24 protein-coding genes and 2 pseudogenes are annotated in these 25,949 nt (G+C 69.4%); 12 read left to right on the forward strand and 14 right to left on the reverse strand.

From position 1 onward, the window contains the following. The first annotated feature begins 8 nt into the window (after nucleotides 1-8). The 6 genes from KLK06_RS38190 to KLK06_RS38215 all read left to right on the forward strand — a co-directional run bounded on the left by KLK06_RS38190 (nucleotide 9) and on the right by KLK06_RS38215 (nucleotide 4,369). Nucleotides 9-482: an NUDIX domain-containing protein gene (locus tag KLK06_RS38190; RefSeq protein ID WP_214640523.1), complete on the forward strand. Its 474-nt coding sequence runs from the start codon at nucleotides 9-11 to the stop codon at nucleotides 480-482. Between the two features lie 151 nt (nucleotides 483-633). Next, the gene (locus KLK06_RS38195) at nucleotides 634-1,611 is read left to right on the forward strand and encodes an alpha/beta hydrolase (RefSeq protein WP_214640524.1); all 978 of its coding nucleotides are present in this window, start codon (nucleotides 634-636) and stop codon (nucleotides 1,609-1,611) included. Nucleotides 1,612-1,623: 12 nt separating this feature from the next. Continuing rightward, on the forward strand, nucleotides 1,624-2,355 hold the full coding sequence (locus KLK06_RS38200) for a YafY family protein (RefSeq protein WP_214640525.1): 732 nt from the start codon (nucleotides 1,624-1,626) through the stop codon (nucleotides 2,353-2,355). A 51-nt stretch (nucleotides 2,356-2,406) separates the two neighbouring features. Beyond that, complete coding sequence (locus tag KLK06_RS38205; protein WP_214640526.1) at nucleotides 2,407-2,871, forward strand: NUDIX hydrolase; 465 nt, start codon at nucleotides 2,407-2,409, stop codon at nucleotides 2,869-2,871. Between the two features lie 54 nt (nucleotides 2,872-2,925). Continuing rightward, the gene (locus tag KLK06_RS38210; protein WP_214640527.1) at nucleotides 2,926-4,128 is read left to right on the forward strand and encodes a cytochrome P450; all 1,203 of its coding nucleotides are present in this window, start codon (nucleotides 2,926-2,928) and stop codon (nucleotides 4,126-4,128) included. Nucleotides 4,129-4,147: 19 nt separating this feature from the next. Then, nucleotides 4,148-4,369, forward strand: a complete 222-nt coding sequence (locus tag KLK06_RS38215) for a ferredoxin (RefSeq protein WP_214640528.1) — start codon at nucleotides 4,148-4,150, stop codon at nucleotides 4,367-4,369. Between the two features lie 4 nt (nucleotides 4,370-4,373). On the opposite strand, the gene htpX is transcribed toward KLK06_RS38215, so the two are convergent. The 6 genes and pseudogenes from htpX to KLK06_RS38245 form a co-directional block, all read right to left on the reverse strand. Then, complete coding sequence (htpX, locus tag KLK06_RS38220) at nucleotides 4,374-5,225, reverse strand: zinc metalloprotease HtpX (protein WP_214640529.1); 852 nt, start codon at nucleotides 5,223-5,225, stop codon at nucleotides 4,374-4,376. Between the two features lie 128 nt (nucleotides 5,226-5,353). Then, nucleotides 5,354-7,072: an NADH-quinone oxidoreductase subunit N gene (locus tag KLK06_RS38225; protein ID WP_214640530.1), complete on the reverse strand. Its 1,719-nt coding sequence runs from the start codon at nucleotides 7,070-7,072 to the stop codon at nucleotides 5,354-5,356. Next, a complete protein-coding gene (locus tag KLK06_RS38230) occupies nucleotides 7,069-8,676 on the reverse strand; it encodes an NADH-quinone oxidoreductase subunit M (RefSeq protein WP_308168636.1) in 1,608 nt (535 codons plus the stop codon). The genes KLK06_RS38225 and KLK06_RS38230 overlap by 4 nt, the downstream gene beginning before the upstream one ends. After that, the gene (locus KLK06_RS38235) at nucleotides 8,673-10,583 is read right to left on the reverse strand and encodes an NADH-quinone oxidoreductase subunit L (protein ID WP_214640531.1); all 1,911 of its coding nucleotides are present in this window, start codon (nucleotides 10,581-10,583) and stop codon (nucleotides 8,673-8,675) included. The genes KLK06_RS38230 and KLK06_RS38235 overlap by 4 nt, the downstream gene beginning before the upstream one ends. A 209-nt stretch (nucleotides 10,584-10,792) precedes the next feature. Next, nucleotides 10,793-11,077, reverse strand: a pseudogene (gene nuoK, locus KLK06_RS63225) (NADH-quinone oxidoreductase subunit NuoK); the annotation flags it as partial. Then, nucleotides 11,077-11,640, reverse strand: a complete 564-nt coding sequence (locus KLK06_RS38245; protein ID WP_214640532.1) for an NADH-quinone oxidoreductase subunit J — start codon at nucleotides 11,638-11,640, stop codon at nucleotides 11,077-11,079. The gene KLK06_RS38245 and the pseudogene nuoK, both read right to left, overlap by 1 nt. A 151-nt stretch (nucleotides 11,641-11,791) precedes the next feature. Here KLK06_RS38245 and KLK06_RS38250 point away from each other — a divergent pair, with 151 nt between their 5' ends. Then, nucleotides 11,792-11,947, forward strand: coding sequence for a hypothetical protein (locus tag KLK06_RS38250; protein ID WP_214640712.1), 156 nt, complete (start codon nucleotides 11,792-11,794; stop codon nucleotides 11,945-11,947). A 655-nt stretch (nucleotides 11,948-12,602) separates the two neighbouring features. Here KLK06_RS38250 and KLK06_RS62630 read toward each other — a convergent pair. Continuing rightward, nucleotides 12,603-12,917, reverse strand: a pseudogene (locus KLK06_RS62630) (4Fe-4S ferredoxin); the annotation flags it as partial. Nucleotides 12,918-13,068: 151 nt separating this feature from the next. On the opposite strand from KLK06_RS62630, the gene KLK06_RS38260 reads away from it, so the two are divergent. Continuing rightward, complete coding sequence (locus KLK06_RS38260) at nucleotides 13,069-14,268, forward strand: serine/threonine-protein kinase (RefSeq protein WP_214640533.1); 1,200 nt, start codon at nucleotides 13,069-13,071, stop codon at nucleotides 14,266-14,268. Nucleotides 14,269-14,453: 185 nt separating this feature from the next. On the opposite strand, the gene KLK06_RS38265 is transcribed toward KLK06_RS38260, so the two are convergent. From KLK06_RS38265 to KLK06_RS38285, 5 genes are all read right to left on the reverse strand, one after another. Continuing rightward, on the reverse strand, nucleotides 14,454-15,422 hold the full coding sequence (locus KLK06_RS38265) for a hypothetical protein (RefSeq protein ID WP_214640534.1): 969 nt from the start codon (nucleotides 15,420-15,422) through the stop codon (nucleotides 14,454-14,456). A gap of 75 nt (nucleotides 15,423-15,497) precedes the next feature. Further along, on the reverse strand, nucleotides 15,498-16,439 hold the full coding sequence (locus KLK06_RS38270) for a complex I subunit 1 family protein (RefSeq protein WP_214640535.1): 942 nt from the start codon (nucleotides 16,437-16,439) through the stop codon (nucleotides 15,498-15,500). Then, nucleotides 16,432-16,965: an NADH-quinone oxidoreductase subunit C gene (locus KLK06_RS38275; RefSeq protein ID WP_214640536.1), complete on the reverse strand. Its 534-nt coding sequence runs from the start codon at nucleotides 16,963-16,965 to the stop codon at nucleotides 16,432-16,434. Before KLK06_RS38275 ends, KLK06_RS38270 begins: the two co-directional genes overlap by 8 nt. After that, nucleotides 16,962-17,471, reverse strand: a complete 510-nt coding sequence (locus tag KLK06_RS38280; protein ID WP_214640702.1) for an NADH-quinone oxidoreductase subunit B — start codon at nucleotides 17,469-17,471, stop codon at nucleotides 16,962-16,964. Before KLK06_RS38280 ends, KLK06_RS38275 begins: the two co-directional genes overlap by 4 nt. An 89-nt stretch (nucleotides 17,472-17,560) precedes the next feature. After that, nucleotides 17,561-17,932: an NADH-quinone oxidoreductase subunit A gene (locus tag KLK06_RS38285; RefSeq protein ID WP_214640537.1), complete on the reverse strand. Its 372-nt coding sequence runs from the start codon at nucleotides 17,930-17,932 to the stop codon at nucleotides 17,561-17,563. A gap of 85 nt (nucleotides 17,933-18,017) precedes the next feature. On the opposite strand from KLK06_RS38285, the gene KLK06_RS38290 reads away from it, so the two are divergent. The 4 genes from KLK06_RS38290 (at nucleotide 18,018) to KLK06_RS38305 (ending at nucleotide 23,779) form a co-directional block, all read left to right on the forward strand. Further along, nucleotides 18,018-19,490 carry a polysaccharide deacetylase family protein gene (locus KLK06_RS38290; protein WP_214640538.1) on the forward strand — a complete coding sequence of 491 codons (1,473 nt, stop codon included), beginning with the start codon at nucleotides 18,018-18,020 and terminating at the stop codon, nucleotides 19,488-19,490. A 252-nt stretch (nucleotides 19,491-19,742) separates the two neighbouring features. After that, the gene (locus KLK06_RS38295; RefSeq protein ID WP_214640539.1) at nucleotides 19,743-21,587 is read left to right on the forward strand and encodes a 2-oxoacid:acceptor oxidoreductase subunit alpha; all 1,845 of its coding nucleotides are present in this window, start codon (nucleotides 19,743-19,745) and stop codon (nucleotides 21,585-21,587) included. Beyond that, nucleotides 21,580-22,626, forward strand: a complete 1,047-nt coding sequence (locus tag KLK06_RS38300) for a 2-oxoacid:ferredoxin oxidoreductase subunit beta (RefSeq protein WP_214640540.1) — start codon at nucleotides 21,580-21,582, stop codon at nucleotides 22,624-22,626. The genes KLK06_RS38295 and KLK06_RS38300 overlap by 8 nt, the downstream gene beginning before the upstream one ends. Before the next feature lie 73 nt (nucleotides 22,627-22,699). Next, on the forward strand, nucleotides 22,700-23,779 hold the full coding sequence (locus KLK06_RS38305) for an acyltransferase (RefSeq protein ID WP_214640541.1): 1,080 nt from the start codon (nucleotides 22,700-22,702) through the stop codon (nucleotides 23,777-23,779). On the opposite strand, the gene KLK06_RS38310 is transcribed toward KLK06_RS38305, so the two are convergent. Both KLK06_RS38310 and KLK06_RS38315 read right to left on the reverse strand, forming a co-directional pair. Next, on the reverse strand, nucleotides 23,776-24,651 hold the full coding sequence (locus tag KLK06_RS38310) for a Gfo/Idh/MocA family protein (RefSeq protein ID WP_214640542.1): 876 nt from the start codon (nucleotides 24,649-24,651) through the stop codon (nucleotides 23,776-23,778). The two genes, KLK06_RS38305 and KLK06_RS38310, sit on opposite strands and share 4 nt — an antisense overlap. Further along, nucleotides 24,648-25,943, reverse strand: a complete 1,296-nt coding sequence (locus KLK06_RS38315; protein WP_214640543.1) for a hypothetical protein — start codon at nucleotides 25,941-25,943, stop codon at nucleotides 24,648-24,650. Before KLK06_RS38315 ends, KLK06_RS38310 begins: the two co-directional genes overlap by 4 nt. Nucleotides 25,944-25,949 lie beyond the last annotated feature (6 nt).

Consider the following 25,949-nt stretch of genomic DNA (forward strand, 5'->3'; position numbering starts at 1 on the left):
CCGACGGCATGGCCCGAACGGACTACTACGACGACCCGAACGCGCCGACCCCGAACACGATCGTCCCCGGCGGATCCGCGGTGGTCGTCGACGACATAGGTCGTGTCCTGCTGCATCGTCGGCGCGACAGCGGCCTATGGGCCCTCCCCGGCGGCGTCATGGCTGTCGGAGAGACCATCGCCGAAGCCGTGGCCCGCGAGGTGATCGAGGAAACCGGCGTCGCCGTCGAGATCACTGGGCTGGTCGGCATCTACAGCGATCCCCGGCATGTGATCGCCTACAGTGACGGCGAGGTCCGCCAACAGTTCAACATCTGTTTCCGAGCCCGCCCGACCGGCGGCGACAGCCATGCCACGAGCGAGGCCAGCGAGGTCCGGTGGGTCCACCGCGACGAGTTCGACACCCTTGACATGCACCCCACACAGCGACTGCGGCTCACCCATGCCCTCGACGAGACTCGCTCCGTACCGTACGTGGGCTGATCGAGGTTAGGTGTCGTCATACCGTGATGCTTCGGACGCGCGGTGTCGAAATCGATTGTGACTGCCGGGTGATGGGACGGGGGCGGTTGTGATGGAGGTCACCACGCAACCGTGACAGTACGGTGTCGCGCCCCCGGTCGAACCTGGTCCCATGACCCCACCCACCATCCTCGTCACCGGACTCGACCCGGACGACCTCGCCGAGACCCGAGCCGCCAACGACCGCCTCGAAGAGCTGCTCGACCGCCAACTCCCGCTCCACGTGCAGAATGACCCAGCCGCCGCCCGCTCCTTCCAGCGTTCGGGTGGCGGCGGGTTCCCGGCCGCGCCACCGCTTCCGGAGGGGAGCTGGCGAAAAATCGACGGCCGGATCCCGCTGCGGGTCTTCTTGCCGGCGGAAGGGCGAGCGCTGGCAGGCGTGTTCCTGCACTACCACGGTGGCGGTGGGGTGATCGGCTCGGCGGACGGCCAGGATCCGCGGCTGCGTGATCTGGCGGTCAACTGCGGCATCGCCGTCGTCAGCGTCGAATACCGGCTGGCGCCCGAGCATCCCAACCCCGCTGCGATGGACGACGCGGAGCAGGCCGCGCTCTGGCTGCTGGAGCACGCCGCCGCCGAGTTCGGGACCGAACGGCTGATGATCGGCGGTGAGTCGGCGGGTGCCCGACTGTCCGTCACCACTCTGCTGCGGCTGCGGGACCGGCATGGCCTGGTGCCCGGCGAGGTGTTCCGGGCCGCGCAGTTGTCTTTCGGGATGTACGACCTGGCGCACGGGACGCCCAGCAGCCGCCGGGCCGGGGAACGCAACCGGCTGATCAACGCCCCGATCCTCAAGTGGTTCCGCGATCAGACGCTGCCGGGGCGGCAGGTGGAGGAACGCCTTGATCCCGACATATCGCCGCTCTACGCCGAGCTGAGTGGGATGCCCCTTGCGCGGTTCACCGTGGGCACGGCCGATCCGGTGCTGGATGACACGCTGTTCATGGCGGCTCGCTGGTCGGCGGCGGGGAACGCGGCCGAGCTGGTGGTGGCGGCCGAGGGGTGGCATGGGTTCACGCTGCAGTCCACGGCCCTGGCCCGCCGCGAGCTGGCGGACCAGGAAGACTTCATCCGACGCCACCTCGCCTAACCTGTTAGCGCCATGAACCGTACCGAACGCCTGTATGCCCTGGTCGACGAGTTGCGGGCCATCGCGCCTCGGCCCCGGACGGTCGGGTGGCTGGCGGACAGGTTCGCGGTGTCGCGGCGCACCGTACAACGCGACCTGCAAGCGCTGATGGAGACCGGTGTGCCGGTGCGGAGCGAGGCGGGGCAGTACGGCGGGTGGTTCATCGACAGGAACACCGCCCTGCCGCCGATCAACCTCACCGCCGCGGAGGCGCTCGCGGTGGCGGCGGCGCTGGCCGGAGCCGAGGATGCCACCCCGTTCTCGGCCGCCGGTCCGGGCGCGATGCGCAAGCTGGCCGCCGCGCTCGGCGAGGCCGCCGCCGAGGAGGTGCGTACGCTGACGGAGCGGATCCACGTGCTGCCCGCCCGTACCGTGCCGGGCATCCTCGCCGCCGTCGAACAGGCCGTGGCACAGCAGCGGGTGGTCTGGATCCGGTACGCGGACTCGAACGGCCGGGAAAGCGAGCGGGAGGTCGAGCCGGGCGGGTTGCTGGCCTCCGGGGGCTCCTGGTATCTGATCGGCTGGTGCCGTAGTCGTCGTGCGGGGCGCGGGTTCCGCCTGGACCGCATCCGGGCCGCCGAGCTGCGCGACGAACCCTCCCCAGCCCGTACGATCGCCGCGCTCGATCACGACCTGGCCGTTCGCGCCCGCCAGGCGGAGACGCTCCGTTCGCTCAGCGGGCCGAGCCGCGACCTCCGGCACTGATCCCTGGGCCCAAGCCGCAATTCGGAGAACACGCGCATAAGCTCAATTGACGTGACGAAGATCCCCCTGCGCCGTTTCACGGCCCGTGCCCTGCCCATTGACGAACAGGGCAGGGTGCTCCTGCTCCACGGGTTCGATCCCGCCCGGCCCGACGAGCCGTTCTGGTTCACCATCGGCGGCGCCGCCGAGGACGGTGAGACGCTCCACGAGGCCGCCCTGCGCGAGCTGCACGAGGAGGTCGGGATCCGGGCCGACGCCGACCAGCTCACCGGGCCGTACGGGACGGGCACGATCGAGTTCTTCTTCGCCGAGTACGCCGTCACCCAGGATCAGACGTTCTTCGCGATCCAGGTGGCCGAGGACGTGGACATCTCGTACGAGTACATGGAGGAGATCGAGAAGGCCACCACGCTGGGTCACCGGTGGTGGAGCCCCGAGGAGCTGGAGGCCACCGACGAGGTCTACTTCCCCGAGGACCTGGCCGCCATCGTGCGCAAGATCAATTCGGCTGCTTGACGACCATAAGGCAATTGTTTTAAATGCGGTCATATCGGCCATCAGGAGGTCACCGTGAGTGGCACGCCCGATTACCCGTTCCGCAATCCCACCGCCCTGGAGCCGCCTGAGGAGTGGGCGAGCCTGCGCGAGGGCTGCCCGGTGGCTCCGATCCGGCTCGCCAGCGGCGACGAGGCGTTGCTGCTGACCCGCTACGACGACGTCAAGCAGGTGCTGTCCGATCCCCGGTTCACCCGCCACCTGGACGCCGCCAACGCAGCCAGGACCACTGCCAACGCGTCCGGCGGGCCGTTCGCCACGCGCAGGAGCGGTATGGCCGCCTCGGTGGGCGAGGGGCACCAGCGGTGGCGCCGCCTGGTCGGCAGGGCCTTCACCGCCAAGCGCGTCGCGGCCATGGTGCCGCGGATGGCGGCGATGAGCGAGCAACTGATCGACGCGATGGTGGCGCAGGGGCCGCCGGCCGACCTCGTCTCCGGTCTGGGGTTCCCGCTGCCGGTGTGGGTGATCTGCGATCTGCTCGGGGTGCCGAACGGGGACCGGTTCCGGTTCGCGTACTGGTCCGACACGCTGATGAACCTCTCGAAGTACGAGCAGAAGGAGGTCGACGCCGCGCAGGCCGAGTTCAACGAGTACTTCGCCGCGCACATCGCCGCCAAGCAGGCACAACCCGGTGACGACCTGATCAGCGACCTCCTCGCCCTCGTCGAGGAGGACGACTTGATGACGGAGGCCGTGGTGCTGGGCACCGGCCAGAGCCTCCTGGTCGCCGGGCACGAGACCACCGCGAACATGATCGGGAAGATGGTGGCGATGCTGCTGGCCGACCGGCGGCAGTGGGAGCGGCTGCTGGCGGACCCGTCGCTCGTCCGGTCGGCGGTGGAGGAGACCCTGCGCTTCGACGCGAACCCCGGATTCGGGATGCCGCGCTACATCACCGAGGAGATCGAGGTCGGCGGCACGACGCTGCCGCCCGGGACCACGGTGGTCTGCAGCATGGCCTCGGCCAACCGCGACGGACAGGCCTTCGAGGACGCCGGCGACATGGACGTGAGCCGCTCGCCCAACGCCCATCTGTCCTTCGGCGCCGGGCCGTACTCCTGCGTGGGGCAGGCGCTGGCGCGCACCGAGTTGCAGACCGTCCTGTCCGTACTGCTGCGCCGGCTGCCCTCTCTGGAGCTGGCCGTTCCCGCCCGCGAGCTGGCCCGCCGCGAGGGGCTGCTCGTCGGCGGGCTCCAGCAGGTGCCCGTCAGGTGGTGACCGCGGAGAAGGGACGATCATGAGGGTGGCGGTGGACCGGGACAAGTGCTGCGGGGCGGGACAGTGCGTGATGATCGCGCCGGAGGTGTTCGACCAGGACGAGGACGACGGGATCGTGCTGCTGCTCGACGACACACCGCAGGCGCGCCTGTACCGGGCCGTGCGCGAGGCGGCGAGCGTCTGCCCGGCCGCCGCGATCCAACTGTCCGAGCCCGACGTAGTCCAGCCGGGCGTGGGGTGACGGACTAGCGGCGGTAGCCTGCCATGCGCTCCAGCCGGGCCACCCGCTCGGAGGTGGGCGGATGCGTGGAGAACAGCCGCCCGAACCCCGACCCGCTGAACGGGTTGGCGATCATCATGTGGGAAGCCGAGGTGAGGCGGCTGTTCTCCGGCAGCGGCAGCCGGCGAGCGCCCATCTCGATCTTGCGCAGCGCCGAGGCCAGCGCCAGCGGATCGCCCGTCAGCCGAGCACCCGACTCATCCGCCTGGAACTCCCGCGTTCTGGAGATCGCCATCTGCACCATCCCCGCCGCCACCGGCCCGAGGACCATCATGAGCAGCGCCCCCAGGAACCCGGGCCCCTCATCGTCATCGGACCCACCGAAGAACACGGCCAGATAGCTGAGCCAAGTGATCATCGTGGCCAGAGCCCCGGCCACCGATGAGAGCAGAATGTCGCGGTTGTAGACATGGGACAGCTCGTGCCCGATGACCCCGCGCAGCTCGTCCGGGTTGAGCAGCTGGGTGAGCCCGTACGTCACGCAGACCGCCGCCTGGCGCGGGCTCCGTCCGGTCGCGAAGGCGTTCGGTTGCACGGTGGGGGAAATGTACAGGCGGGGCATCGGCTGCCGGGCTTCGGTGGAGAGCTCCCGTACGATCCGGTAGAGCAGGGGCTGCTCAACCTCGCTGACCTGCCGCGCCCGCATCGCCGACAGGGCGATCCGATCGGAGAAGAAGTAGGCGACACCACTGCTCGCCATGGCGAGCACGAACGCGATCTGCAGGCCGGTGCCGCCGCCCAACCACCCTCCCACCGCGAGTATCAACGCAGATAGGCCGCCCAGCAGAATGGCGGTGCGCAGACCGTTGTGGTGCAAGGTTCCCCCCTTCGTGGTGTGGGTTCACCCGGTCCAACGACGATCCCCCGGTCCATCGTTCCCCGTCGTGCTCAACCGAGGGCACAGCGCGACCGAACCGCCTGCCCAAAGCCCTGGAGTCCCCTTTATCACCCGGAGGCGGACAACGACGTAACCCCCAGCACCAACTGAGGTGCGACCGAGAACAGGAGCGCCACCACCAGAGCGATCCCGACGGCCACCCAGACAGCGGGCACCGCCCGGCGGACCCCGGCGGGCACGGCCTCGACCGGGGTGAACAGTCGTGCCGTCCAGACCACGTAGTAGTACAGACCGATCACGGTGTTGACGGCCATGACGACCGCGAGCCACCCGGCCCCACCCTCGATGATCTCCCGGAACACCACCACCTTGGCGAACAGCCCCGCCAGCCCCGGCGGCAGTCCGGCCAGGCAGATCAAGCAGAACGCCAACGCGATCGCCGCCACCGGGCTGCGGAAGGCGAGGCCGCGATAGTCGTCCAGCTCGTTGCGCGCGGTCGTCCGCGACACCAGCATGACGACCGCGAACGCGCCCAGGTTCATGGCCGCGTAGATAACGAGGTACGCCACCGACGCCCCGACCGCACCGGCAGCGTCAGCGGCAGCGACGAGACCAGTGGCACCCGCCGCACCCGCCGCACCCGCCGCACCCGCCGCACCCGCCGCACCCGCCGCACCCGCCGCACCCGCCGCACCCGCCGCACCCGCCGCACCGACGGTCAGGCTAGGGCCGGCGGCCGTCGCGCCGGTCTGGGCCGCCACTGCGAGCGGGGCCAGGATGTAGCCCGACTGGGCGACCGAGGACCAGGCCAGCAGTCGTACGGCGGAGCGCTGGCGCATGGCCAGAAGGTTGCCGACCGTCATGGTGAGCGCCGCGACGACCGCGATGATGGGCGTCCAGGTCGACGCCTGTCCGGGCAACGCGGCGACCAGGAGGAGGATCAGGCCCGCGAACCCGGCCGCCTTCGAGATCACCGAAAGCAGCGCGGCGACCGGGACCGGCGCGCCCTGGTAGACGTCCGCCGCCCAGGAGTGGAACGGCACAGCGGCGATCTTGAACGCGAACCCGGCCACGACGAGCACCAGCCCGACCGTGACCACGCCCGGCAGTCCGTGATCGGCCGCCAGCAGGGACGAGTGCGCCTCCGGCGTCGCCGCACCCGGCGCGGCCACCGTCCCGCTGAACACCGAGGCGAGACGGGAGAGGTAGACCGTCCCGGCGATCCCGTACAGCAGGGAGACCCCGAACAGCATGACGGCCGTCGACACGACCGAGACGAGGAAGAGCTTGACCGCCGCCTCGGAGGAGCGCCCGTCGTAGCGTTTGAGCGCGGTGAGGGCGAACACCGGCAGCGACACCAGCTCCAGGGCCACCACCAGCATGATCAGGTCACGCGAGGCAGGCAGGGTCACCGCGCCGACCAGCGTACAGAGCACCAGGAAATACCACTCACCTGCCGGAATGCCACCTCCGGCCAGCTCGGACATGGACATCAGCACGACCACGACGGCCGCGACCAGCACCAGCCCCGCGAAGATCAGCGTGAACCGGTCGACCACGAACGAACACGCCGCCGCACTTCCTGCCCCCGCTGCGGTGGCGAGGCTTTCGGGAACGCAGAAGGTCGCCCGCGAACCGCCACCTCGTACGGCCTGCGCCACGACGAACCCCAGCGCGACGACGATGCCCCCGAGACTGACCAGACCGAGCCCGGTCTGGGTCCGCCTCCCGGTGGGCAGGAACGCGTCGAGCATCAGCACGAGCCCGGCCACCAGGGCGAGGACCAGCGGCACCGCGATGACGAAGTAGTCGATCTGCTGGATCATGACAAGGCCCCCAGCAGGGTCTGCACGGCCGGTGTGGTGAGCGAGAGAAGCAGTTTGGGCCAGAGCCCGAACAGCAGGATCAGCACGATCAACGGCACCCAGGCGGCCCACTCGTACCCCTGGATGTCACGCAACCCCCGCCGCCCGATCCCACCGTCGGAAGGCCCAGGCGGGCGCGAGCCGAGCGCACCCGAGCGAGCGACTGCCGCCGGGACCGCACGTTCAGGGAGGCCGTGCGTCACGCGGGACAGCATGACGAGGAAGTACGCCGCCGTCAGCACCGCGCCCAGCCCGCCGATCACCATGAACGTCAGAAACAGCCCCCGCGGCAACCCGTCCCCAGGCTGGAAGGCGCCGAACAGGGACAGCATCTCCCCCCAGAACCCGGCCAGCCCAGGCACCCCGAGCGAGGCGATGGCCGCGAAGGTCAGCACCGACCCCAGGTGGGGAAGCGTCGCCAGCATGCCGCCGCCGAGAACTCGCATGTCGGCCGTGCCGTAGCGCTCCTTGATCGCGCCGGCGAGGAAGAAGAGCAGGCCGGTGATGAGGCCGTGGGCGACGTTCGCGAACAGGGCGCCGTTGACGCCCACCGTGGTCAGCGTGGCGAAGCCCAGCAGGACGAAGCCCATGTGGCCCACGGACGAGTAGGCGATCATGCGTTTGAGATCGCGCTGAGCGAGGCACGCCAGGGCGCCGTAGACGATGCCGACCACGGCGAACGCCCCCAGCCACGGCGCCACCGCCACCGCCCCTTCGGGCAGGACGGGGATGGCGATCCTGGCGAAGCCGTACGTGCCCATCTTCAGCAGTACGCCGGCCAGCAGCACCGAACCGACGGTGGGCGCCTCGGTGTGCGCGTCGGGCAGCCAGGTGTGCAGCGGCCACATGGGCGTCTTGACCGCCAGCCCGACGCCGATGGCCACGAACGCGAGAATCTGTACGGCTCTGGGCATGCCCGCGCCGTGGGCCTGGCCGAGGGCGACGATGTCGAGCGTGCCGGTCCGCGCCCAGACGAGCAGCAGGCCGAGCAGCATCACGACCGATCCGAGCAGCGTGTACAGGATGAACTTGATCGACGCGCCGCGACGGCCCTTGCCGCCCCAGATGGCGATCAGGAAGTACATCGGGATCAGCACGATCTCGAAGAACACGAAGAACAGCAGCAGGTCGAGCGCGAGGAACGTACCGATCATGCCGACTTCGAGCACGAGCAGCGTGAACACCATCGCCCGAGGCCGCGCACCGCCCGCTCTCGCCCGCAGCAACTGTCCGGGACCGCGCGCGTCGCCCCAGCTCAGGTAGACGAAGCAGAGGAACGTCAGGAGGGCGGTCAGCGCGATCAGCGGCAGCGAGATGCCGTCGACGGCCAGGTGGAAGTGGAGCCCCAGCCCAGAGATCCACTCCCGGTCGACGGCGAACTGCGGCCGCGCCGCCTGGCCGTAGTCGAATGTCGCCACCATCACCACGGCGAGCACCAGCGCGACACCCGACACGACCAGCCCGTAGACCCGCAGCCACGGGCGCAACGCGGTCGGCGCCACCAGGAGCAGCAGCGCCCCGAGCAGGGGCACGGCCAGCAACGCGACAGGAAGCAAGCTCGTCACGTGAACACCACCGCCCCCACCACGATCAAGAGGACCCCGGCGAGCACGCCGCTCACGTAGAGCTGGACGTTGCCGTTCTGGGCGAGCCGCAGCAGCCCGGACAACCCTCGCGCGGACCGTCCCGAGCCGCGTACCGCCCCGTCCACGACCACGTCGTCCGTCCTGACCACAAGCCTGGCCAGCGCCAGTACCGGCCGGACGAACAGGGCGGAGTAGACGCCGTCCACGTAGAACGCCTGCTCACAGGGCACACGCAGAGGGCCGAGCAGGCGGGCCGGGTCGGCGAGGGGGTCACTGCGCCAGAACGCGTACACCACCCCGGCGCCGAGCAGCGCGAGCACGACGCCGATGGCCGCCACCCCCAGGTCCACGTGGAGCCCGCCGGCGAGTCCGAGCAGCAGGGCGGGAACCGTGAGGAGCACGATGGGCACGAGCATCGTCCGCGGCGCCTCGCGGACGTCGATCACGTGGGCCGTGCCGGGCTCAGGCTCGGGGAGCGCGACGACTCTCGCCGCACCGAAGAAGGTACGGAGCCAGGCCCTTGTCGCGTACGCCCCGGTGACGGCGACGGTCGCGAGCGCGCAGCCGTACAGCAGCAGGGCGGCGGCGTCCGTCAGACCGCCACCCGACAGTGCGTGGTCCATGGCCAGCAGGAGTTCGTCCTTGCTGAAGAAGCCGCTCGCCGGAGGCAGCCCCGCGAGGGCGGCGAATCCAACCGTCATCGTGACGAACGTGACCGGCAGCTCCCGTCGCAGGCCGCCCATCTGGGTCATCAGGTTCGAGCCGACGTGGTGGATGACCGCGCCCGCGCACAGGAAGAGCAGCGCCTTGAACGCGCCGTGCGTGAGGAGGTGGAAGATCGCCGCGCTGTCGGAGCCCGCCGCCAGCCCGCCGGCCATGTAGGAGAGCTGGCTGATCGTCGAGTACGCGAGCACGCGTTTCAGGTCGTCCTGGGCGAGCGCGGCCAGGGCGGCGCCCAGCATGCCGAGGGCGGCCAGGACGGCCAGCACGTCGAGTGTGGGGCGAGCGCCTTGGAACGCGGGGAAGAGCCGCGCCACGATGAAGATCCCGGCGGCCACCATGGTGGCGGCGTGGATCAGCGCGCTGATGGGCGTCGGGCCCGCCATCGCGTCGGGCAGCCAGGTGTGCAGCGGCACCTGCGCGCTCTTGCCCGCCACCCCGGCGAGCAGCAGCATCGTGGCGGCCACCAGCGTGCCTGTGGACATCTCGGGCACCTTCGCCAGCACATCCGCTATCCGGAAGCTGCCCGCGGCGGCGCCGAGCACGAAGATGCCGAACAGGAAGCCGACGTCGCCGAGCCGGGTGACCAGGAACGCCTTGATGGCGGCTCGCGAGTTGCCCTTGTCCTCCCACCAGTGGCCGATGAGCAGGTATGAGCACAGGCCCATGATCTCCCAGCCCACATAGAGGACGAGGAGGTCGCCCGCGTAGACCACCAGCAGCATCGCGCTGGTGAACAGGCTGATGAAAGCGCTGTAGGAGGGATAGCGAGGGTCGTCGTGGAGGTATCCGACCGAGTAGACCTGTACGGCCAGCGCCACAAGGGTCACCAGGACGCCGAGGATGGCGGACAGGTCGTCGGCCTGGAGGGTCAGTGAGATCGGGATGGCGCCGGTGCCGATGGTGCCGTAGGTGCGGCCGACCGCCGGGCCCGGTCTGGCACCTTCGAGAAAGGCGAAACCGGGCTCCCAGGCCAGCCAGAGCGCCAGGACCGCGGCAGCCGCCGTCGGCACCACCGCGATCCACGCCGCCCGCGCATTGGCCCCCGAGCCCGTTACCGGTCCCGCTGTGCTCGCCGGGCGTCGGTGCGGCCAGCGCGACAACAGCAGACCGGCGAAGGCCGCGACGAAGGGCAGAGCTATGGCCAGGAGCGGGAAGATCGTCACAGTGCTCCCCCTCGTCTGACGGGCTGGGCTGTCGCAGCCGAGTCGCCCGCCACCGCAGGCTCGCCCAGCCGACGTGCCGGCGGGCTTGCCGGGTCATCCGACGTGCTGGGATCTGCCGGGTCGCCCGATGTGCCGAGATCTGCCGGGCCACCCGACGCCGCGGGCTCTGCCGGGTCGCCCGACGTATCGGATTCGGCCAGGTCGCGGAGTTGGTCGATGTCGACCGTACGGCGGTTGCGGTAGAGGGCCAGGACGATCGCGAGCCCCAGCCCGACCTCGGCGGCGGCGATCACGATGATGAACAGCGTGAGCACCTGGCCGCTGTGCAGCCGATCCCCCAGCCACACGTCGAACGCGACCAGGTTGAGGTTGACGGCGTTGAGCATCAGCTCGACCGACATCAGCACGAGAATCGTGTTGCGCCGGGCGAGCACCCCGTAGATGCCGACGGAGAAGAGGAGCGCGGAGACGACCGCCGGGTAGACGATGTGCACTAAGAACCCCCGGTCTGCTCGGGTGGCGAACCCCCGGGAATGTCCGTGCGGGACAGCACGATGGCGCCGATCAACGCGGCCAGCAGCAGAACGGAGAGCGCCTCGAAAGGCAGCACCCAGGTGCTGAACACGCTGGCGCCGAGCTCCTTGGCGGCGCCGGAGCCGGGTCTCAACGGTGTGTACGCCGTGCGGAAGCCGTCGATCACCATCGTGACCAGGACGGCCGCCGTCGCCGCCGCCACCACGGCCGCCACCCACCGGTTGCCGCTGTCAAGATCGGCGGAACGGCCGATCGGGGCACGGGTCAGCATGATGCCGAACAGCAGCAGGACCACCACCGCGCCCACGTAGATGAGCACCTGCACCCAGGCCACGAACTCGGCGGTCAGCACCAGGTAGCCGCCGGCCAGCGCGCCGAAGGAGACGACCAGCCAGAGGGCGGCGTGGACCAGTTGCCTGGTCGTGACGACGAGCAGCGCGGATCCGACCGCCACCGCGCCCAGCAGCAAGAAGACGATCTCTTGCCCGGTGGGTGACAGGTAGGAGGGCACCGCCTCGGTCACGACTCCTCCTCGGACTCCCTTGTCTCACCAGGGTCGAGCCGCCCGGGCGGGCGGATGGATCGGGGATCGGCCATCCTGCGCCCGCGCCGGCTCGCGCCAGAATTCTGCTCCCCCGCGCCGGGTGGCGACGACGGTTCGCCCGAGCCTGTGGATGACGCTTCGGCAGACGGCCGGCCTGTGGATGACGGGCCACCTGAAGCAGACGCCGACGGGCCGGAAGCGGGTGCCGACGAGCCAGAAGCAGGTGCCGACGGGGCGGAAGCAGGTGCTGGCCGACCGGATGTCGGTGTCGGCGGACCGGATGTAGGCGCGGGCGGAACGGATGTCGGTGTCGGCGAGCCAGAAGCAGGCGCCGACCGACCGGATGTAGGCGCGGGCGGCCCGGAAGCAGGTGCCGATGGCCCGGACGCGGGACCTGGCCTGCCGGGGCGGTCAACGGTACCGGTCCGGTCGGCGGCCGAGCCGGTGGCGCCGGAAGGGTCAGCGGCGGAGTCTGCGGCACCGCGACGGTCGGCAGCCGAACCTGCGACGCCAGAACGGTCAGCGGAACCGGTCCGGTCGGCGACCGAGCCTGCGGCGCCGGAACGGTCAGCGGACGGACCTGCGGCGTCGCGACGGTCAGCGGTCGAGCTTGCGGCACCGCGACGGTCAGCCGCCGGACCTGCGACGCCAGAACGGTCGGCAGCCGGGCCTGCGGTGTCGGGGCGGTTGGCGCCGGTGCGGTCGGAGGTTGGGCGGGCGGTGGCCGGGGCTGTGGTGCCAGGGCGGTCGGTGGCTGGGCGGCGGGGGGCGGCTGTGAGTTCTTTCGGGGGCGCGGCGCCGGGGTCGTGGGCGGGGGGCGGGGGGACCGTGGGGGTCCAGGCTGCGAGCCGGTCCTTTTCATGCAGGAGGTTGCGGATGTCGCCCTCGGCATACTCGAACTCGGGCGACCAGAACAACGCGTCGAACGGGCACACCTCGATGCAGATCCCGCAGTACATGCACAGGGCGAAGTCGATGGCGAACCGGTCGAGAACGTTCCGCTGGCGGGCACGCCCACCCTCAGGGGCCGGAAGGGTCTCCTTGTGCGAGTCGATATAGATGCACCAGTCGGGGCACTCGCGCGCGCAGAGCATGCAGGAGGTGCAGTTCTCCTCGACCAGGGCGATGACGCCGCGGCTGCGGGGCGGGAGGGCGGGCTTGACCTCGGGATACTGCTGCGTTACGGATTTGCGCAGCATGTGACGAAGAGTCACCGATAGACCCTTCGCGAGGCCGACTCCCGGTATCCGCGCCATATCAACATCATGTCGCACTTGACCGTGCAGGTGAATGATCCAGGCCCGTTGTCCCCAAGTTTTCCACAGTCATCCACAGGCTGACCGAAGGTTATCCACAAGATGTGTCCACAGCCGATATGTGAAAGTCCTGCGCGATAGTCTTCCCGCCATGTCGTACAGCCAGCCTGCCCGTCCCACTAGCGGCGCGTGGGCGGCGGCCATCGTGTGGGCGGCGCTGCCCCTGATGACGTGTGGGCTGGCGACACCGTTCACGATCGGGTTCGCGGCCTACTGGCTGCGGAGCACGTTGCACGTTGTGGCGGCGGGCATCTACGCCATCAGCATCGGCTCTTTCGTGATGGCGGCCTTGGCCTACGACCAGTTCGAGGACATCCCGACCCCGCTGTCGGGGGTGGTCTCGCTCGGACTGGTCATCAGCTGGCTGGGTGGGGTCATCCACTCGGGCATCCTGGTCCCCACGATGGTCAGGGCGCGCCGCAACAGACCCGTCTATCAGCCTCCCCACCAGCACCGGAGCGCTCCGCCGCCTTTCGATCTGCACCAGCGCACCACCGCCCCGAGTCCCCAGCGCCGGCCGCACGAGCCCGAGTGGATCGGGCACTACCGGGTGCTCCAGCCGCTCGGGCGGGGCGGGCAGGGCGCGGTCTATCTCGCGATGGCGCCCAACGGCGTACGCGTCGCCGTCAAGGTTCTGCACGACCTCGTGGACGACGTGGCGCGGGCCAGGTTCGCCAGGGAGGTCGACGCGGCTCGGCGGGTGGCGACGTTCTCCACGGCCCGGGTGCTCGACGTCAGCATCACGGGTCAGCACGCCTACATCGTCAGCGAATACGTCGAAGGTCCGTCACTCGAACATCTCGTACGAAAGTACGGCCCGCGCGACGAGGACAGCCTGACGCGGCTGGCGTTATCCACAGCCGGAGCGCTCGCCGCCATCCACAAGGCGGGGATCGTCCACCGCGACTTCAAGCCGAGCAACGTGCTCATCGGGCCGGACGGGCCGCGCGTGATCGACTTCGGGATCGCGCGGGCGCTCGACCAGATGACGGTGACCTCGGGCAAGATGGTCGGCACCCCGCCTTACATGTCGCCCGAGCAACTGACCGGGGCGCCGGTGGGGCCGGCGTCCGACGTGTTCAGCTGGGCTGTGACGATGATGTTCGCGGCGACGGGGCGGCCGGCGTTCGGGGAGGATACGGTGCCGGCGGTGTTCAATCGGGTGCTCACCTTCCACCCGGACCTGTCGCCGCTACCGCCTGCCCTCCGCGGCACTGTGGGCTCCTGCCTGCACAAGAGCCCCGACGACCGCCCGTCCGCGTCTGACGTGATGCTGGCCATCGTCCAATGATCCGGCCATAGTCCACCGATCCGAGAAGAAACGGCGTCAGACCGTCCCGTCCCGGGAGCTCCGGGTGAGACCGTCGCGTCCCGAGAACTGCGGGTCAGTGACAGATACTCGTCCCAGGAATCGCGGGTCAGACCGTCCCGTCCCGGGAATCGCGGAACGGACCGGCCCGTCCAGAGAAGTGCGGGTCAGACCGTCGCGTCCCGAGAGCCGCGGGTCAGTGACAGATACTCGTCCCGGGAGATCGAGTGCACCGCCAGCCCCAGCCCGTGGCGGTCCGCGAAACGGTGGGCGGCGTCCGGGGTCCATCCGCCGGGCAGGTGGTGCAGGGGGCCGCCGTTCCCGTCGAGGATGAACAGCCCGGCCAGATCGTCATAGCGGTAGAGCAACAGGGACACGGCCATCCCCCGGCCCACGCCGATCTTGATGTACGGTGACTGTTCCTTGCCCCGGTTCACGTGCAACTTCTCGCCAGAGAGCACCGAGAGATACGGCCCCCCGGCGGAGCCGAGGATCTGGCCGCGGTCCGCGCGCCAGCGGTGGACGCGGGCGGACACCGGGCGCAGCACAAGGAGCACGGGGCTGAAGCCGATGGCCAGCCACTTGACCTCCAGGAGGTCCAGGAGCGACCTGCCCACCATGGAGATCCCGCGCCAGGCCGCCCACATACCGGTCGACGCCAGGTAGACCATCACCGCCAGCCCGGCGACACCGACCCCGATGCTCACCGGCCCGCGATACCTGGCCAGGAACGGTGGCGGCAGGCCCCGGAAGCGGCGCCAGCCTGGGGCGCGGCCGGCGAGCACCGCCCGCACCCGGTTCGAGGCGTGTCCGCGGGCGTCGACGATCGGCAGGCCCGTGTACCCCCCGAACGCGGCCACATGCGGGACGTACCACTCGCCCGGCAGGTCGAGCAGCACCAGGCCGTCGCCGTCGAGCGCGGCCAGGCCCTGGACCGAGAGGGTCTTGGCCTTCCTCCTCGACACAAGGACCCGCTGGTCGTAGCGGTAGTGGTAGAGCGTCGCGGGCGTCAGCCGCACGGATTGGCCGGACGCGTCGTCGGAGACGGCCAACGCCGAGCCGTCCCATAACACGTCCGTCCGGGGACAGGGAGTCCCCGCCACCGCCCCCGCGACCGGCCGAAGCCGAATGTCCATGAAGATCACCCTCCATAGCCCCCTATCCACATAAGACGGATAAGCCGGAGGTAAAGTGCCGACAAACCAGCAGAACTACGTAAGCACCTTCACGACGCCCGTGAGCGCCAACTGGACCAGCGCCAACGGCACCAGCCCCACCCACGCCAGCTTCTGCAACTGGTCCTCACGCATCCGGGGAAAGCTCACCCGCAGCCAGATCACCACAAAAGCCAGCGCGAACACCTTGACCAGCGTCCACACCCATCCGGCCAGCAACGGCCCATGCCACCCGCCCAGAAACAGCACGGTGGTCAGGAACGACAGCACGACGATCCCGACGTACTCCGAGAGCATGAACAGGGCGAACCGCATCCCGGTGTATTCGGTCATCGGCCCCATGATGATCTCGGACTCGGCGATCGGCATGTCGAACGGCGGCCGGCGCAGCTCGGCCAGCCCGGCCAGGAAGAACACCACGCCGCCGATGGCCTGCCACGGCAGCCACCACCACTGCCACGCCGAGACGATCGCCGGGATGGACAGCGTGCCCGCCGCCATCGCGACGGAGGAGGCGGCCAGCACCAGCGGCAGCTCGTACGACATGAGCTGGGCGGCCGACCGCATGCCGCCGAGCACCGAGTATTTGTTGGCCGACGCCCACCCCGCCATGATCGAGCCGAGCACGCCGATGCCCATCACCGCGAGCACGAAGAACAGCCCGAGGTCGAGGTCCACGCCGACCAGCCCCTGGTCGACGGGGATGGCGATCAGCACGAGCAGGTAGGGCACCAGCGCGACGCCCGGTGCGATCATGAAGACGCGCCGGTCGGCGGCGGCCGGGATGACGTCCTCCTTCTGCGCGAACTTCACCCCGTCGGCGATGAGCTGCGCCCAGCCGTGGAAGCCGCCCGCGTACATCGGCCCGAGGCGCGACTGCATGTGCGCCATGACCTTGTGCTCGGTCTGCCCGACGATCAACGGCAGCACGAGGAACACGATGAGGATGGCGACGAAGCGCAGCACCACGTCAAGCATCGGGTGTCCCCCAGTCGGCGGGTACGCCGGGCGGCAGCGTCCTGCGGCGGCTCGGCGAGCCGTGCCCGGATTCGCCCGGCTCCTTGGCTCCCGGCCAGGGCTTGGCCACCCGGGCGGCGAGGATGAAGTCCTTGCGCAGCGGATGCCCCTCGAACCCGTCGGGCAGCAGCAGCGGCACCAGGTAGGGGTGGCCGTCGAAGAGCACCCCGAACATCTCGTACGTCTCGCGCTCGTGCCAGTTGGCGCCCCGGTAGACGCCCACGGCGGTGGGCAGCCGCGGATCGGCGCGCGGCACCCGGGTGCGGACGAGCACCCGCTCGCACGAGTCGGGGTCGTAGACGTGGGCGACCACGAAGAACCCGTCGGGCGGATCGTCGACCCCGGTCAGCCAGTCGAAGAAGGTGTGGCCGGAGTCCCTGAGGAAGGTCAGGACCTCGATCCAGTCGGCCGGGCCGACGTCGACGGTGGACTCGCCGAAGGAGGTGGAGACGGAGACCCGCTCACCGAAGCGCTCCTCGAGCGTCACGACACATCCCCGTGCGAGCGGGACCAGACGTAGCGGTCGCTGAGCTTCTCGGCGGCGATCTTCTCCTGGAGCTTCATGATCCCGTGGAGCAGCGCCTCAGGTCTGGGCGGGCAGCCGGGCACATAGACATCGACCGGAATGATCTGGTCGACGCCGTTGGTGACGCAGTAGGAGTCCCAGTAGGGGCCGCCGGTGTTGGAGCAGGCGCCGAACGAGATCACGTACTTCGGATCGGGCATCTGCTCGTAGAGGCGCTTGACGGCGGGGGCCATCTTGTCGGTGACGGTGCCCGAGACGATCATCAGGTCGGCCTGGCGCGGCCCGTTGGCGAACGGGATCACCCCGAACCGGATGAAATCGTGGCGGCTCATGGAGGTCGCGATGAACTCGATCGCGCAGCAGGCGAGCCCGAAGTTGAACACCCACAGCGAATAACGCCGCCCCCAGTTGAGCACGAAGCGCATCGGCTTGGGTGCCAAGCGCGAGATCGGCCCCACTGTGGGCATCGGGAGATCCGTGGCTGCCATACCGCCCATTGTCCCGCGTGATCTCCCTAAGGAGTAGAGGGACGGCGGTTGATCGACCGAAAAACAACCTAAGTCCAGCCGAGTACGCGCTTTCGCCAGGCGTAGAGGATGCCGAGCGCGATGAACCCCAGGAAGACGAACATCTCCACGAGCGTCGTCAGCCCGAATCCCGGCGCGTCGAAGACCGTGGCCCACGGGAAGAGGAACACGGCGTCCACGGCGAAGACCACGTACAGGTACGTGAAGACGTAGTAGCGCACCTGCGACTGGGCCCAGCCGTCGCCGACAGGGTCGACGCCGCACTCGTAGGTGGTCAGCTTCTCGGCCGTCGGCCTGGTCGGGCGCAGGAGACGGTTGACCAGGAGGGCCCCGGCCACGATGGCCACGCCGATGGCAAGCAGCGCGGCGACCAGCACATAGGACCCGAAGTAGCCGTCCATGTCCTGATCGTAACTCAGTCAAGCCTCGTCCCCCATAGTCCCAAAACGGGGCAAACCGCAAGATCAGCCCCTTAACCTGACCTTCATGCACAAAAAGGGACTCATTGGAGGAATCGCCCTGCTGGCCCTTTCCGCCGTGGGTGGTGGGCTGGCCACCGCGTCCCCTGAGCGGGACGTCCTGGTCCCCGCGGAGCCGACCATGATCGACTTTGTCGACCCCGCGACCGTGGGCGGTCTGGTCGCCAGAACCCTGAGCGACGACGTCCGCGGGCACGCGAGTCGCCTTGTGCATATCACCTACCCCGAACTGCCGGACGCGCCCCGCCTCAACAAGGCCCTGCGTGACGAGACCGAGCGGACGCTGCGCCGCTTCCGCTCGCTCACCAGGTTCGACACCCCACGGCCCCGCCCCGAGCTGAACGTGGACTGGCAGCTCACCGCCGCCTCCGGCGACATCGTCGGCGTACGACTGCGCACCGGCGAGTCCCTCGGCACCGGCTGGGGCAACTCCACCCGAACCCTCTGGTACGACCGGCGGACCGGCAAGGCGACCGGCTCGGCCGGCCTGCTCTCCGGCCAGGCCGCGCTGCGCGATCTCACGCGACTGGTCAGAGACCAGCTCGTGAAGCGCGGATCCCCGACCGACCCCAGCAGGCTGACGGGCGACCGGCTCGACTCGATGGCCTTCAACCAGGGCGGGGACCTGGTGGTGGAGTTCGACGACTGCCAGGTCGGGCCGTGCGCCCTCGGCCGCCTGGCCGTGGCCGTACCCGCCCGGCAGGCCGATCCCCTGCTGTCGCCGACGGGACGGCGCGCGCAGGAGGTCGTCCGGGAGGCCGCCAGGCAGGCGGCGCCGACCGTGCCGAGGACGGCCCCGTCATCCAGCCCCGAGGCCGTCAGCAACCGGGCGGGATCGGTCGACTGCACCAAGGCCAAGTGCGTCGCGCTGACCTTCGACGACGGGCCGGGACCGGACACGCCCAGGCTGCTCGACATGCTGCACCAGGCCGGGGCGCGGGCCACCTTCTTCACCGTCGGCACCAGTGCCGCGGCCCGGCCGGATCTGCTGTTCAGGATGAGCGTCGAGGGGCATCTGGTGGCCAACCACTCCTGGGCGCACCTGGACCTGTCGAAGTTGACGACCAGCAAGATCGCCGATTCGCTCCGCCGTACCCAGGACACCATCACAGCGGCCATCGGCGAGCGGCCCACGCTGATGCGCGCGCCATACGGAGCGGTGAACAAGAACGTGACGGACGTGGCGGAGGACATGGGCCTCGCCATCGTCGGCCGGAACGTCGACGCAGGTGACAAGGACACGAACGACCCCAAGGCGATCGCCGACCGGGTGACGAAGCAGGCGCGCGTCGGGGCCATCGTGCTCATGCACGGCGTCAACCCGGCGACCGTTGACGCGGTTCCGGACATCCTCAAAAAGCTGCAGGGGAAGGGTTACACGCTCGTCACTGTTCCAGAGTTGTATGGAACGGCTGGTATGCAGGCCGGACACCTTTACCGATCGGGGTCGGAGATCGCGCGTCATCGCCCCCTGACGTAAGCCACGCCTGGGGGGGACGTATAGTTGGCGCTCGTGACCCGAACAGTCCTCTTCGCACGCCTGCACGTCGACCTGTGCAGAATCGCCGCCGGCCTGTGTCACCCCTAGTGGTTCTCCGGTATCCCCTGATTGCCCCCGCGTTTACCCGCATTCTGTAGCGAGGAAACGTGTTGAACCTCGCGAGGATCTAGCATGGAAACTGAGAACGCGCCACAAACGACCGCGCCTCGGCGCGTCGGGGAGGACTGAGCTGTGACGAAGCAGGTCCAGCAACTTGACCGCGTGATCATTAGATTCGCCGGAGACTCCGGCGACGGCATGCAGCTCACCGGCGACCGCTTCACCGCGGGCACCGCGGAGTTCGGCAACGACTTGTCGACGCTGCCCAACTTCCCCGCCGAGATCCGTGCCCCCGCAGGCACGCTCCCCGGCGTCTCCAGCTTTCAGCTGCACTTCGCCGACCATGACATCCTGACGCCGGGTGACGCTCCCAACGTGCTCGTCGCGATGAACCCGGCGGCCCTCAAGGCCAACCTGGGCGACCTGCCCCGCGGCGCCGACATCATCGCCAACATCGACGAGTTCACCAAGCGCAACCTGCAGAAGGTCGGCTACGCGGCCAACCCGCTGGAGGACGACTCGCTCAGCGAGTGGCGCGTCCACGCGGTGGCGCTGACCTCGCTGACGGTCAAGGCGCTCGAAGGCTTCGACCTGTCCAAGAAGGACGCCGAGCGTTCGAAGAACATGTTCGCGCTGGGCCTGCTCTCCTGGCTGTACCACCGGCCGACCGAGCACACGATCAAGTTCTTGGAGCAGAAATTCGCCAAGAAGCCGGAGATCGCCAAGGCCAACATCGCGGCCTTCCAGGCGGGCTGGAACTACGGCGAGACCACTGAGGCGTTCTCGGTCTCCTACGAGGTGAAGCCCGCCCAACTGGCGCCCGGCGTCTACCGCAACATCTCCGGCAACCAGGCCCTGGCCTACGGCCTGATCGCGGCCTCGGTGCAGTCGAAGCTGCCGCTGTTCCTCGGGTCTTACCCGATCACGCCGGCCAGCGACATCCTGCACGAGCTGTCCAAGCACAAGCGGTTCGGCGTCCGCACCTTCCAGGCGGAGGACGAGATCGCCGGCGTCGGCGCGGCGCTGGGCGCGGCGTTCGGCGGCGCGCTGGGCGTGACCACGACGTCGGGGCCCGGTGTGGCGCTGAAGGCCGAGACCGTCGGCCTGGCGGTCACCACCGAGCTGCCGCTGCTCATCGTGGACGTGCAGCGGGCGGGGCCGAGCACCGGCATGCCGACCAAGACCGAGCAGACCGACCTGCTGATGGCCATGTTCGGCCGCAACGGCGAGTCTCCGGTGCCGATCGTGGCGCCGATGTCGCCGAGCGACTGCTTCGCCGCGGCCATCGAGGCGGCGCGGATCGCGGTCAAGTACCGCACCCCGGTCATGCTGCTGTCGGACGGCTACCTGGCCAACGGCTCCGAGCCGTGGCGCCTGCCGGAAGTTGCTGATCTGCCGGACATCTCCCAGGAGTTCACCACGGAGCCCAACGGCGCCGACGGAGAGTTCCTGCCGTTCAAGCGGGACACCGACACGCTCGCCCGCCCGTGGGCCGTCCCCGGCACACCGGGCCTGGAGCACCGCATCGGCGGCATCGAGAAGGCCGACGGCACGGGCAACATCAGCTACGACCCGGACAACCACGACCTTATGGTCAGGACCCGGGCGGCCAAGATCGCCGGGATCGACGTACCCGACCTCGAGGTCGACGACGCCGACGGTGACGCCAGGGTGCTGGTGCTCGGCTGGGGTTCGACCTACGGCCCGATCGCGGCGGCCGTGCGCCGCATCAGGAGGGCCGGTGGCAAGGTCGCGCAGGCGCACCTACGTCACCTCAACCCCCTGCCCGCCAACACCGGCGAGATCCTCAAGAGCTACGACAAGGTGCTGCTGCCCGAGATCAACCTGGGCCAGCTCGCCCTGCTGCTGCGGGCGCGCTACCTCGTCGACATCATCAGCTACAACCGTGTGCGCGGGCTTCCGTTCAAAGCCGAGGAGCTGGCCGGAGTCATCCAGGACGTGATCGACAGTGACTGAGCTGGTAAATGGGCGGGGCCTCTCGCTCGTCCCCAAGACAGACGCCAAGCAGACCCTGAAGGACTTCAAGTCCGACCAGGAGGTCCGCTGGTGCCCCGGTTGCGGTGACTACGCGATCCTGGCCGCCGTGCAGAGCTTCCTGCCGGAGCTGGGGCTGAAGCGCGAGAACATCGTGTTCGTCTCCGGCATCGGCTGCTCGTCCCGCTTCCCGTACTACCTCAACACCTACGGCTTCCACTCGATCCACGGCCGCGCGCCGGCGATCGCGACCGGGCTCGCCGCGAGCAGGCCCGACCTGTCGGTGTGGGTGATCACGGGTGACGGTGACGCGCTGTCGATCGGCGGCAACCACCTGATCCACGCGCTGCGCCGCAACGTCAACCTGAACATCCTGCTGTTCAACAACAGGATCTACGGTCTGACCAAGGGCCAGTACTCACCCACCTCCGAGGTCGGCAAGATCACCAAGTCGACGCCGATGGGCTCGCTGGACAAGCCGTTCAACCCGATCTCGCTGGCCATCGGCGCCGAGGCGTCGTTCGTGGCCAGGACGATCGACTCCGACCGCAAGCACCTGCAGTCGGTGCTGCGTGAGGCCACCGCCCACCGCGGCACCTCGCTGGTGGAGATCTACCAGAACTGCAACATCTTCAACGACAACGCCTTCGAGCAGCTCAAGGATCCGGAGATCCGCGACGACATCACGCTGCGGCTGGAGCACGGCCAGCCGATCGTGTCGACGTCGAAGGCGGTCGTCAGGGCCGCCAACGGCGGCATCGAGGTGGCCGACCGGGCCACGGTGAGCGCGGACCAGATCTTGGTGCACGACGCGCACAACCCGGACCCGTCGCTGGCCTTCGCGCTGTCGCGGCTCGACGAGCCCGCGTTCGAGCACGTGCCGATCGGCGTGTTCCGCTCGGTCGACCGGCCGGCGTACGACGTGCTGATGGCCGAGCAGATGGAGGAGGCCGTGGCCCAGAAGGGACCCGGCGACCTCAGCGACCTGCTTCTGGGTGGCGACACCTGGCGTATCAGCTAAAACCACTGGGTAACGCAGCTTCTTCGCGAACCGATACACATCAAATGCATCGGACTCGCGGGGGAGCTGCGCAGTGGCCGAAGCGCCAAAAGGGGCTGAACCCAGCCGATCCCGGCTGAACGCCTTCAACCTGCTGCGCCTCCTGGGAGCGCTCGCGGTCATCGTCGAGCACAGCTGGGTGCTGACCGGGCACGGCTCACCACTGACACCGGCCAGCGGGATCGGCGTCGGCGGCATAGGCGTCGGCGTCTTCTTCCTCATCAGCGGCTACCTGATCAGCACGAGCTGGCTGTCGGACCCGTCCGCACGCCGCTACACGGTACGCAGGGCGCTGCGCATCTATCCCGCGTACGCGCTGGTCGTCATCGTCACGGCCCTGCTGCTCGGCCCCTTGGTGAGCACGCTGCCCGCCGCCTCCTACTTCTCCGGCACCGGCGCCTGGAGCTACATCGCCAGAGGGCTGCTCATCCAGCCGGTGAGCTACTCGCTGCCCGGCGTCTTCCAGGGACTCCCCTATCCGGACGCGGTCAACGGGTCGCTCTGGACGATCTGGGTGGAGGTGCTCTGCTACATCGGCGTGGCCGTCATGGGCCTGCTGGGCCTGCTACGGCGCCGGGCGGTCCTGGTGGGGCTGGTGCTGCTCGCGCTGGCCGCCGCCTCGGCCGTGCATCTCACCGGTTACTCCGGTCCGCTCATCCCGCTGGTCGTGTCGGCCTACGCCGCGCAGCCCGTGGCGTTCTTCGCGCTCGGCATGCTGATCCGCGAGGTCCGCTGGGTCCCGCCGCTCTGGCTGACGGTCCTCGTGGTCATCGCGTGGCGGCTGCTGTGGGGCACGCCGGTGGCCAATCTGGCGGCGATCGCGGCGGTCACCTGCCTGACGTTCCTCATCGCCTTCCGCGCGCCGACGTGGCTGCACCGTCCCACCGGGTCCTACGACCTGTCGTACGGCACCTACCTGCTGGCCTTCCCCACCCAGCAGGTCCTGGTCCAGTCCGGGCTCCGGGCGCCCGTGCTCGTGCTGCTGGCCACGGTCGCCATCGTGCTGCCGCTGGCCGCCCTGAGCTGGCGGCTGCTCGAACAGCCCGCGCTGCGCCTGAGGTATCGCAAACCCGCCCCGGTCCCGGCTGCCGCGCCGGTCCCGGAGACCCCTTAACGCGGCTCGGCCTGCGCCAGGAGACGCTGCAGGTGCAGGCCCCGGTGCACGTCGATCTCGTGTGAGCGCCCTGTCCGTACGGCGGTGGCGAACTCCGAGCGCAGGGTCGCCCTGGTCTCTATCGAGTCCTCCGGCAGCAGCTCGGAGTCCAGCACCAGCGTGCCCTCCGGGCCGTACAGCTCATAGCGGGTCTTGCGGCGCGGCGGGACCCGGCCGCTGATCGTGAGCTGGCTGATCACGTCGTTCTCGTGCAGGCAGGTCAGCGCCAGGAAGCCGGCCCGGTTGCCGACCGGCCTGATCTCCGTGATGCGGCCCAGCGCCGCGTCGAGCAAATCCAGGCCGTGCGGGGCGGTGTTGTAGAGCACCCCCGCGCGGGAGCGCCACGGGCTGTCGGCGAAGGTGTCGTCGAGGAACTCGCCGGTGAGCTGGCAAGCGCGGCCGCCGATGGCCGGGAAGTCGCGGGCCTGCTTCAGGAACTCACGGACCACGGGACGGTAGCGATTGGTGAGCACGAGTTGCGTGGCCACGCCCGTGGCGTCCACCGCGTCGGCGAGCGCCTTCGCGTCGCGTACGGTCAGCGCGATCGGCTTCTCCAGCAGCAGCGCCCGGCCCTTCCACGCCGCCTGGACGGCCATGACCGCCTGGACGTCGGGCGGGACTGCGAAGACCACGGCCTCGCTGCGCTCCAGCAGCCGCTCGTACGAGGTGAAGGCGGGCACGCCGAAACGCTCGGCCAGCGCCTGCGCGGCCGGGGCCCGCCTGCTCCAGACGCCCGCCAGCCGGGTCTCGGGCCCGGCGGCGAACATGGGCGCGTGGAAGTCCCGCGCCCAGGGACCCGCGCCGACCAGGCCCACTTCCACCGGCCCGCTCATGGCGTGACCTTGTAGACGTGGTAGGTGTTCTCCCGCTCGAAGGAGTCGGTGAAGCCGCCGTCCTTCACCGGAAGGGTCCGGTTCTCGAACAGCACCTCCACGCTGGAGGCCGAGGCCAGGGCTTCGGGCAGCCGCAGCGTCTGCTGCCCCGGCTGGACGCCCGCCCTGGGCATGGCGAACACGTAAGAGGAGCCGTCGAGGTCCTTGAGCATGGTCTCGAGTCCCGGCGCGAAGGTGTGGACGTAGGACTGGGTGTTCAGTACGGGCGCGAGCGTGCGGATCCGCCGGTTCAGCTCCGTCGCGACCGTCCTGATCCCCTGGGCGCACGGCTCACGCAGCACGTGCTGGGTCGGGCAGGGGCCGGCGAAGCTGTGGTTGAAGTAGATGATGCCGCGCGCCTCGTGGATGAGGGAGTTCATCACCGCGCCGGCCAGCTCGTCGCCGGTGATCGAGCGCAGGCCGTTGGTGCCCGGCCAGCCGAGCTCCACGAACGCGTAGATCGGTTGTCGCTTGCCGTCGAGGGCGTCGAGCTGCCTGCCCCGGTCGACGACCTGGCCGTAGTTGGCGGCCCGTGGGCACCGCTCGCGCGGCAGCTTGAGGAAGTTCTCGGCCTCCTCGCAGATGCCGGTGTCGGTGTACCAGTAGACGTCGGTGGACATGATGTCGGTGTAGCCGTTGACGAACTTCGTCGCCTCGCCGTCGTTCTCCCACATGGCGATGCCCTTGCCGTAGTTGGCGTAGTGCAGGCGGCCGTCGTTCTTGGGCAGTTTGTCCTTGAGTGTGCGCATCGCGGTGTAACCGCAGGGCGGCTTGTCGGGCAGGCACACCTGCCCTTCCCCGCCGTACTTGCCGCTCCAGACGCCGTCGCCGGGCCCGGCGAACATGTCGGCCTCATCGGCGATCATCCAGCCGACCGTCTCGCTGCCCGACCCCGCCAGGGGCTTGCTGGTGATCGCCGACATCCCGTTACCGCGGATCAGGCCCATGTCGCTGTTGGCCGTCAGCTCCACGTAGGTGTTGAGCCCGGCCTCCTTGTCCATCCGCACGTCGCGTTCCTCGACCACGGACTCGAACCACACCCCGATGGGGAAGAACGACGGATCTGTCCAACCCGCGGCGGCCGGCGCGCCGAACCGGGCGTAATAGGCCGGGCCGCCATCCCAGGGGACGCGCGGCAGACCCAGATCGTCGCGGGTCGACTTCGCCTGCGCGATGACCCAGCCCACGGCGACCACCAGCACGACGGTGATCGCGATCAGCAGGATCCGTCTGTTCGTCGTTCGAGAAGTCATAGCCCT

This window comes from Nonomuraea sp. NEAU-A123, assembly GCF_018603905.1.
Taxonomy (GTDB): domain Bacteria; phylum Actinomycetota; class Actinomycetes; order Streptosporangiales; family Streptosporangiaceae; genus Nonomuraea.

Bases quoted from the DNA above. Each gene is read 5' to 3' on its own strand.
- KLK06_RS38190 (WP_214640523.1), top strand. From the start codon at position 9: ATGGCCCGAACGGACTACTACGACGACCCGAACGCGCCGACCCCGAAC.
- KLK06_RS38195 (WP_214640524.1), top strand. From the start codon at position 634: ATGACCCCACCCACCATCCTCGTCACCGGACTCGACCCGGACGACCTC.
- KLK06_RS38200 (WP_214640525.1), top strand. From the start codon at position 1,624: ATGAACCGTACCGAACGCCTGTATGCCCTGGTCGACGAGTTGCGGGCC.
- KLK06_RS38215 (WP_214640528.1), top strand. From the start codon at position 4,148: ATGAGGGTGGCGGTGGACCGGGACAAGTGCTGCGGGGCGGGACAGTGC.
- KLK06_RS38225 (WP_214640530.1), bottom strand. From the start codon at position 7,072: ATGATCCAGCAGATCGACTACTTCGTCATCGCGGTGCCGCTGGTCCTC.
- KLK06_RS38250 (WP_214640712.1), top strand. From the start codon at position 11,792: ATGACGCTTCGGCAGACGGCCGGCCTGTGGATGACGGGCCACCTGAAG.
- KLK06_RS38260 (WP_214640533.1), top strand. From the start codon at position 13,069: ATGTCGTACAGCCAGCCTGCCCGTCCCACTAGCGGCGCGTGGGCGGCG.
- KLK06_RS38265 (WP_214640534.1), bottom strand. From the start codon at position 15,422: ATGGACATTCGGCTTCGGCCGGTCGCGGGGGCGGTGGCGGGGACTCCC.
- KLK06_RS38270 (WP_214640535.1), bottom strand. From the start codon at position 16,439: ATGCTTGACGTGGTGCTGCGCTTCGTCGCCATCCTCATCGTGTTCCTC.
- KLK06_RS38280 (WP_214640702.1), bottom strand. From the start codon at position 17,471: ATGCCCACAGTGGGGCCGATCTCGCGCTTGGCACCCAAGCCGATGCGC.
- KLK06_RS38285 (WP_214640537.1), bottom strand. From the start codon at position 17,932: ATGGACGGCTACTTCGGGTCCTATGTGCTGGTCGCCGCGCTGCTTGCC.
- KLK06_RS38290 (WP_214640538.1), top strand. From the start codon at position 18,018: ATGCACAAAAAGGGACTCATTGGAGGAATCGCCCTGCTGGCCCTTTCC.
- KLK06_RS38310 (WP_214640542.1), bottom strand. From the start codon at position 24,651: ATGAGCGGGCCGGTGGAAGTGGGCCTGGTCGGCGCGGGTCCCTGGGCG.
- KLK06_RS38315 (WP_214640543.1), bottom strand. From the start codon at position 25,943: ATGACTTCTCGAACGACGAACAGACGGATCCTGCTGATCGCGATCACC.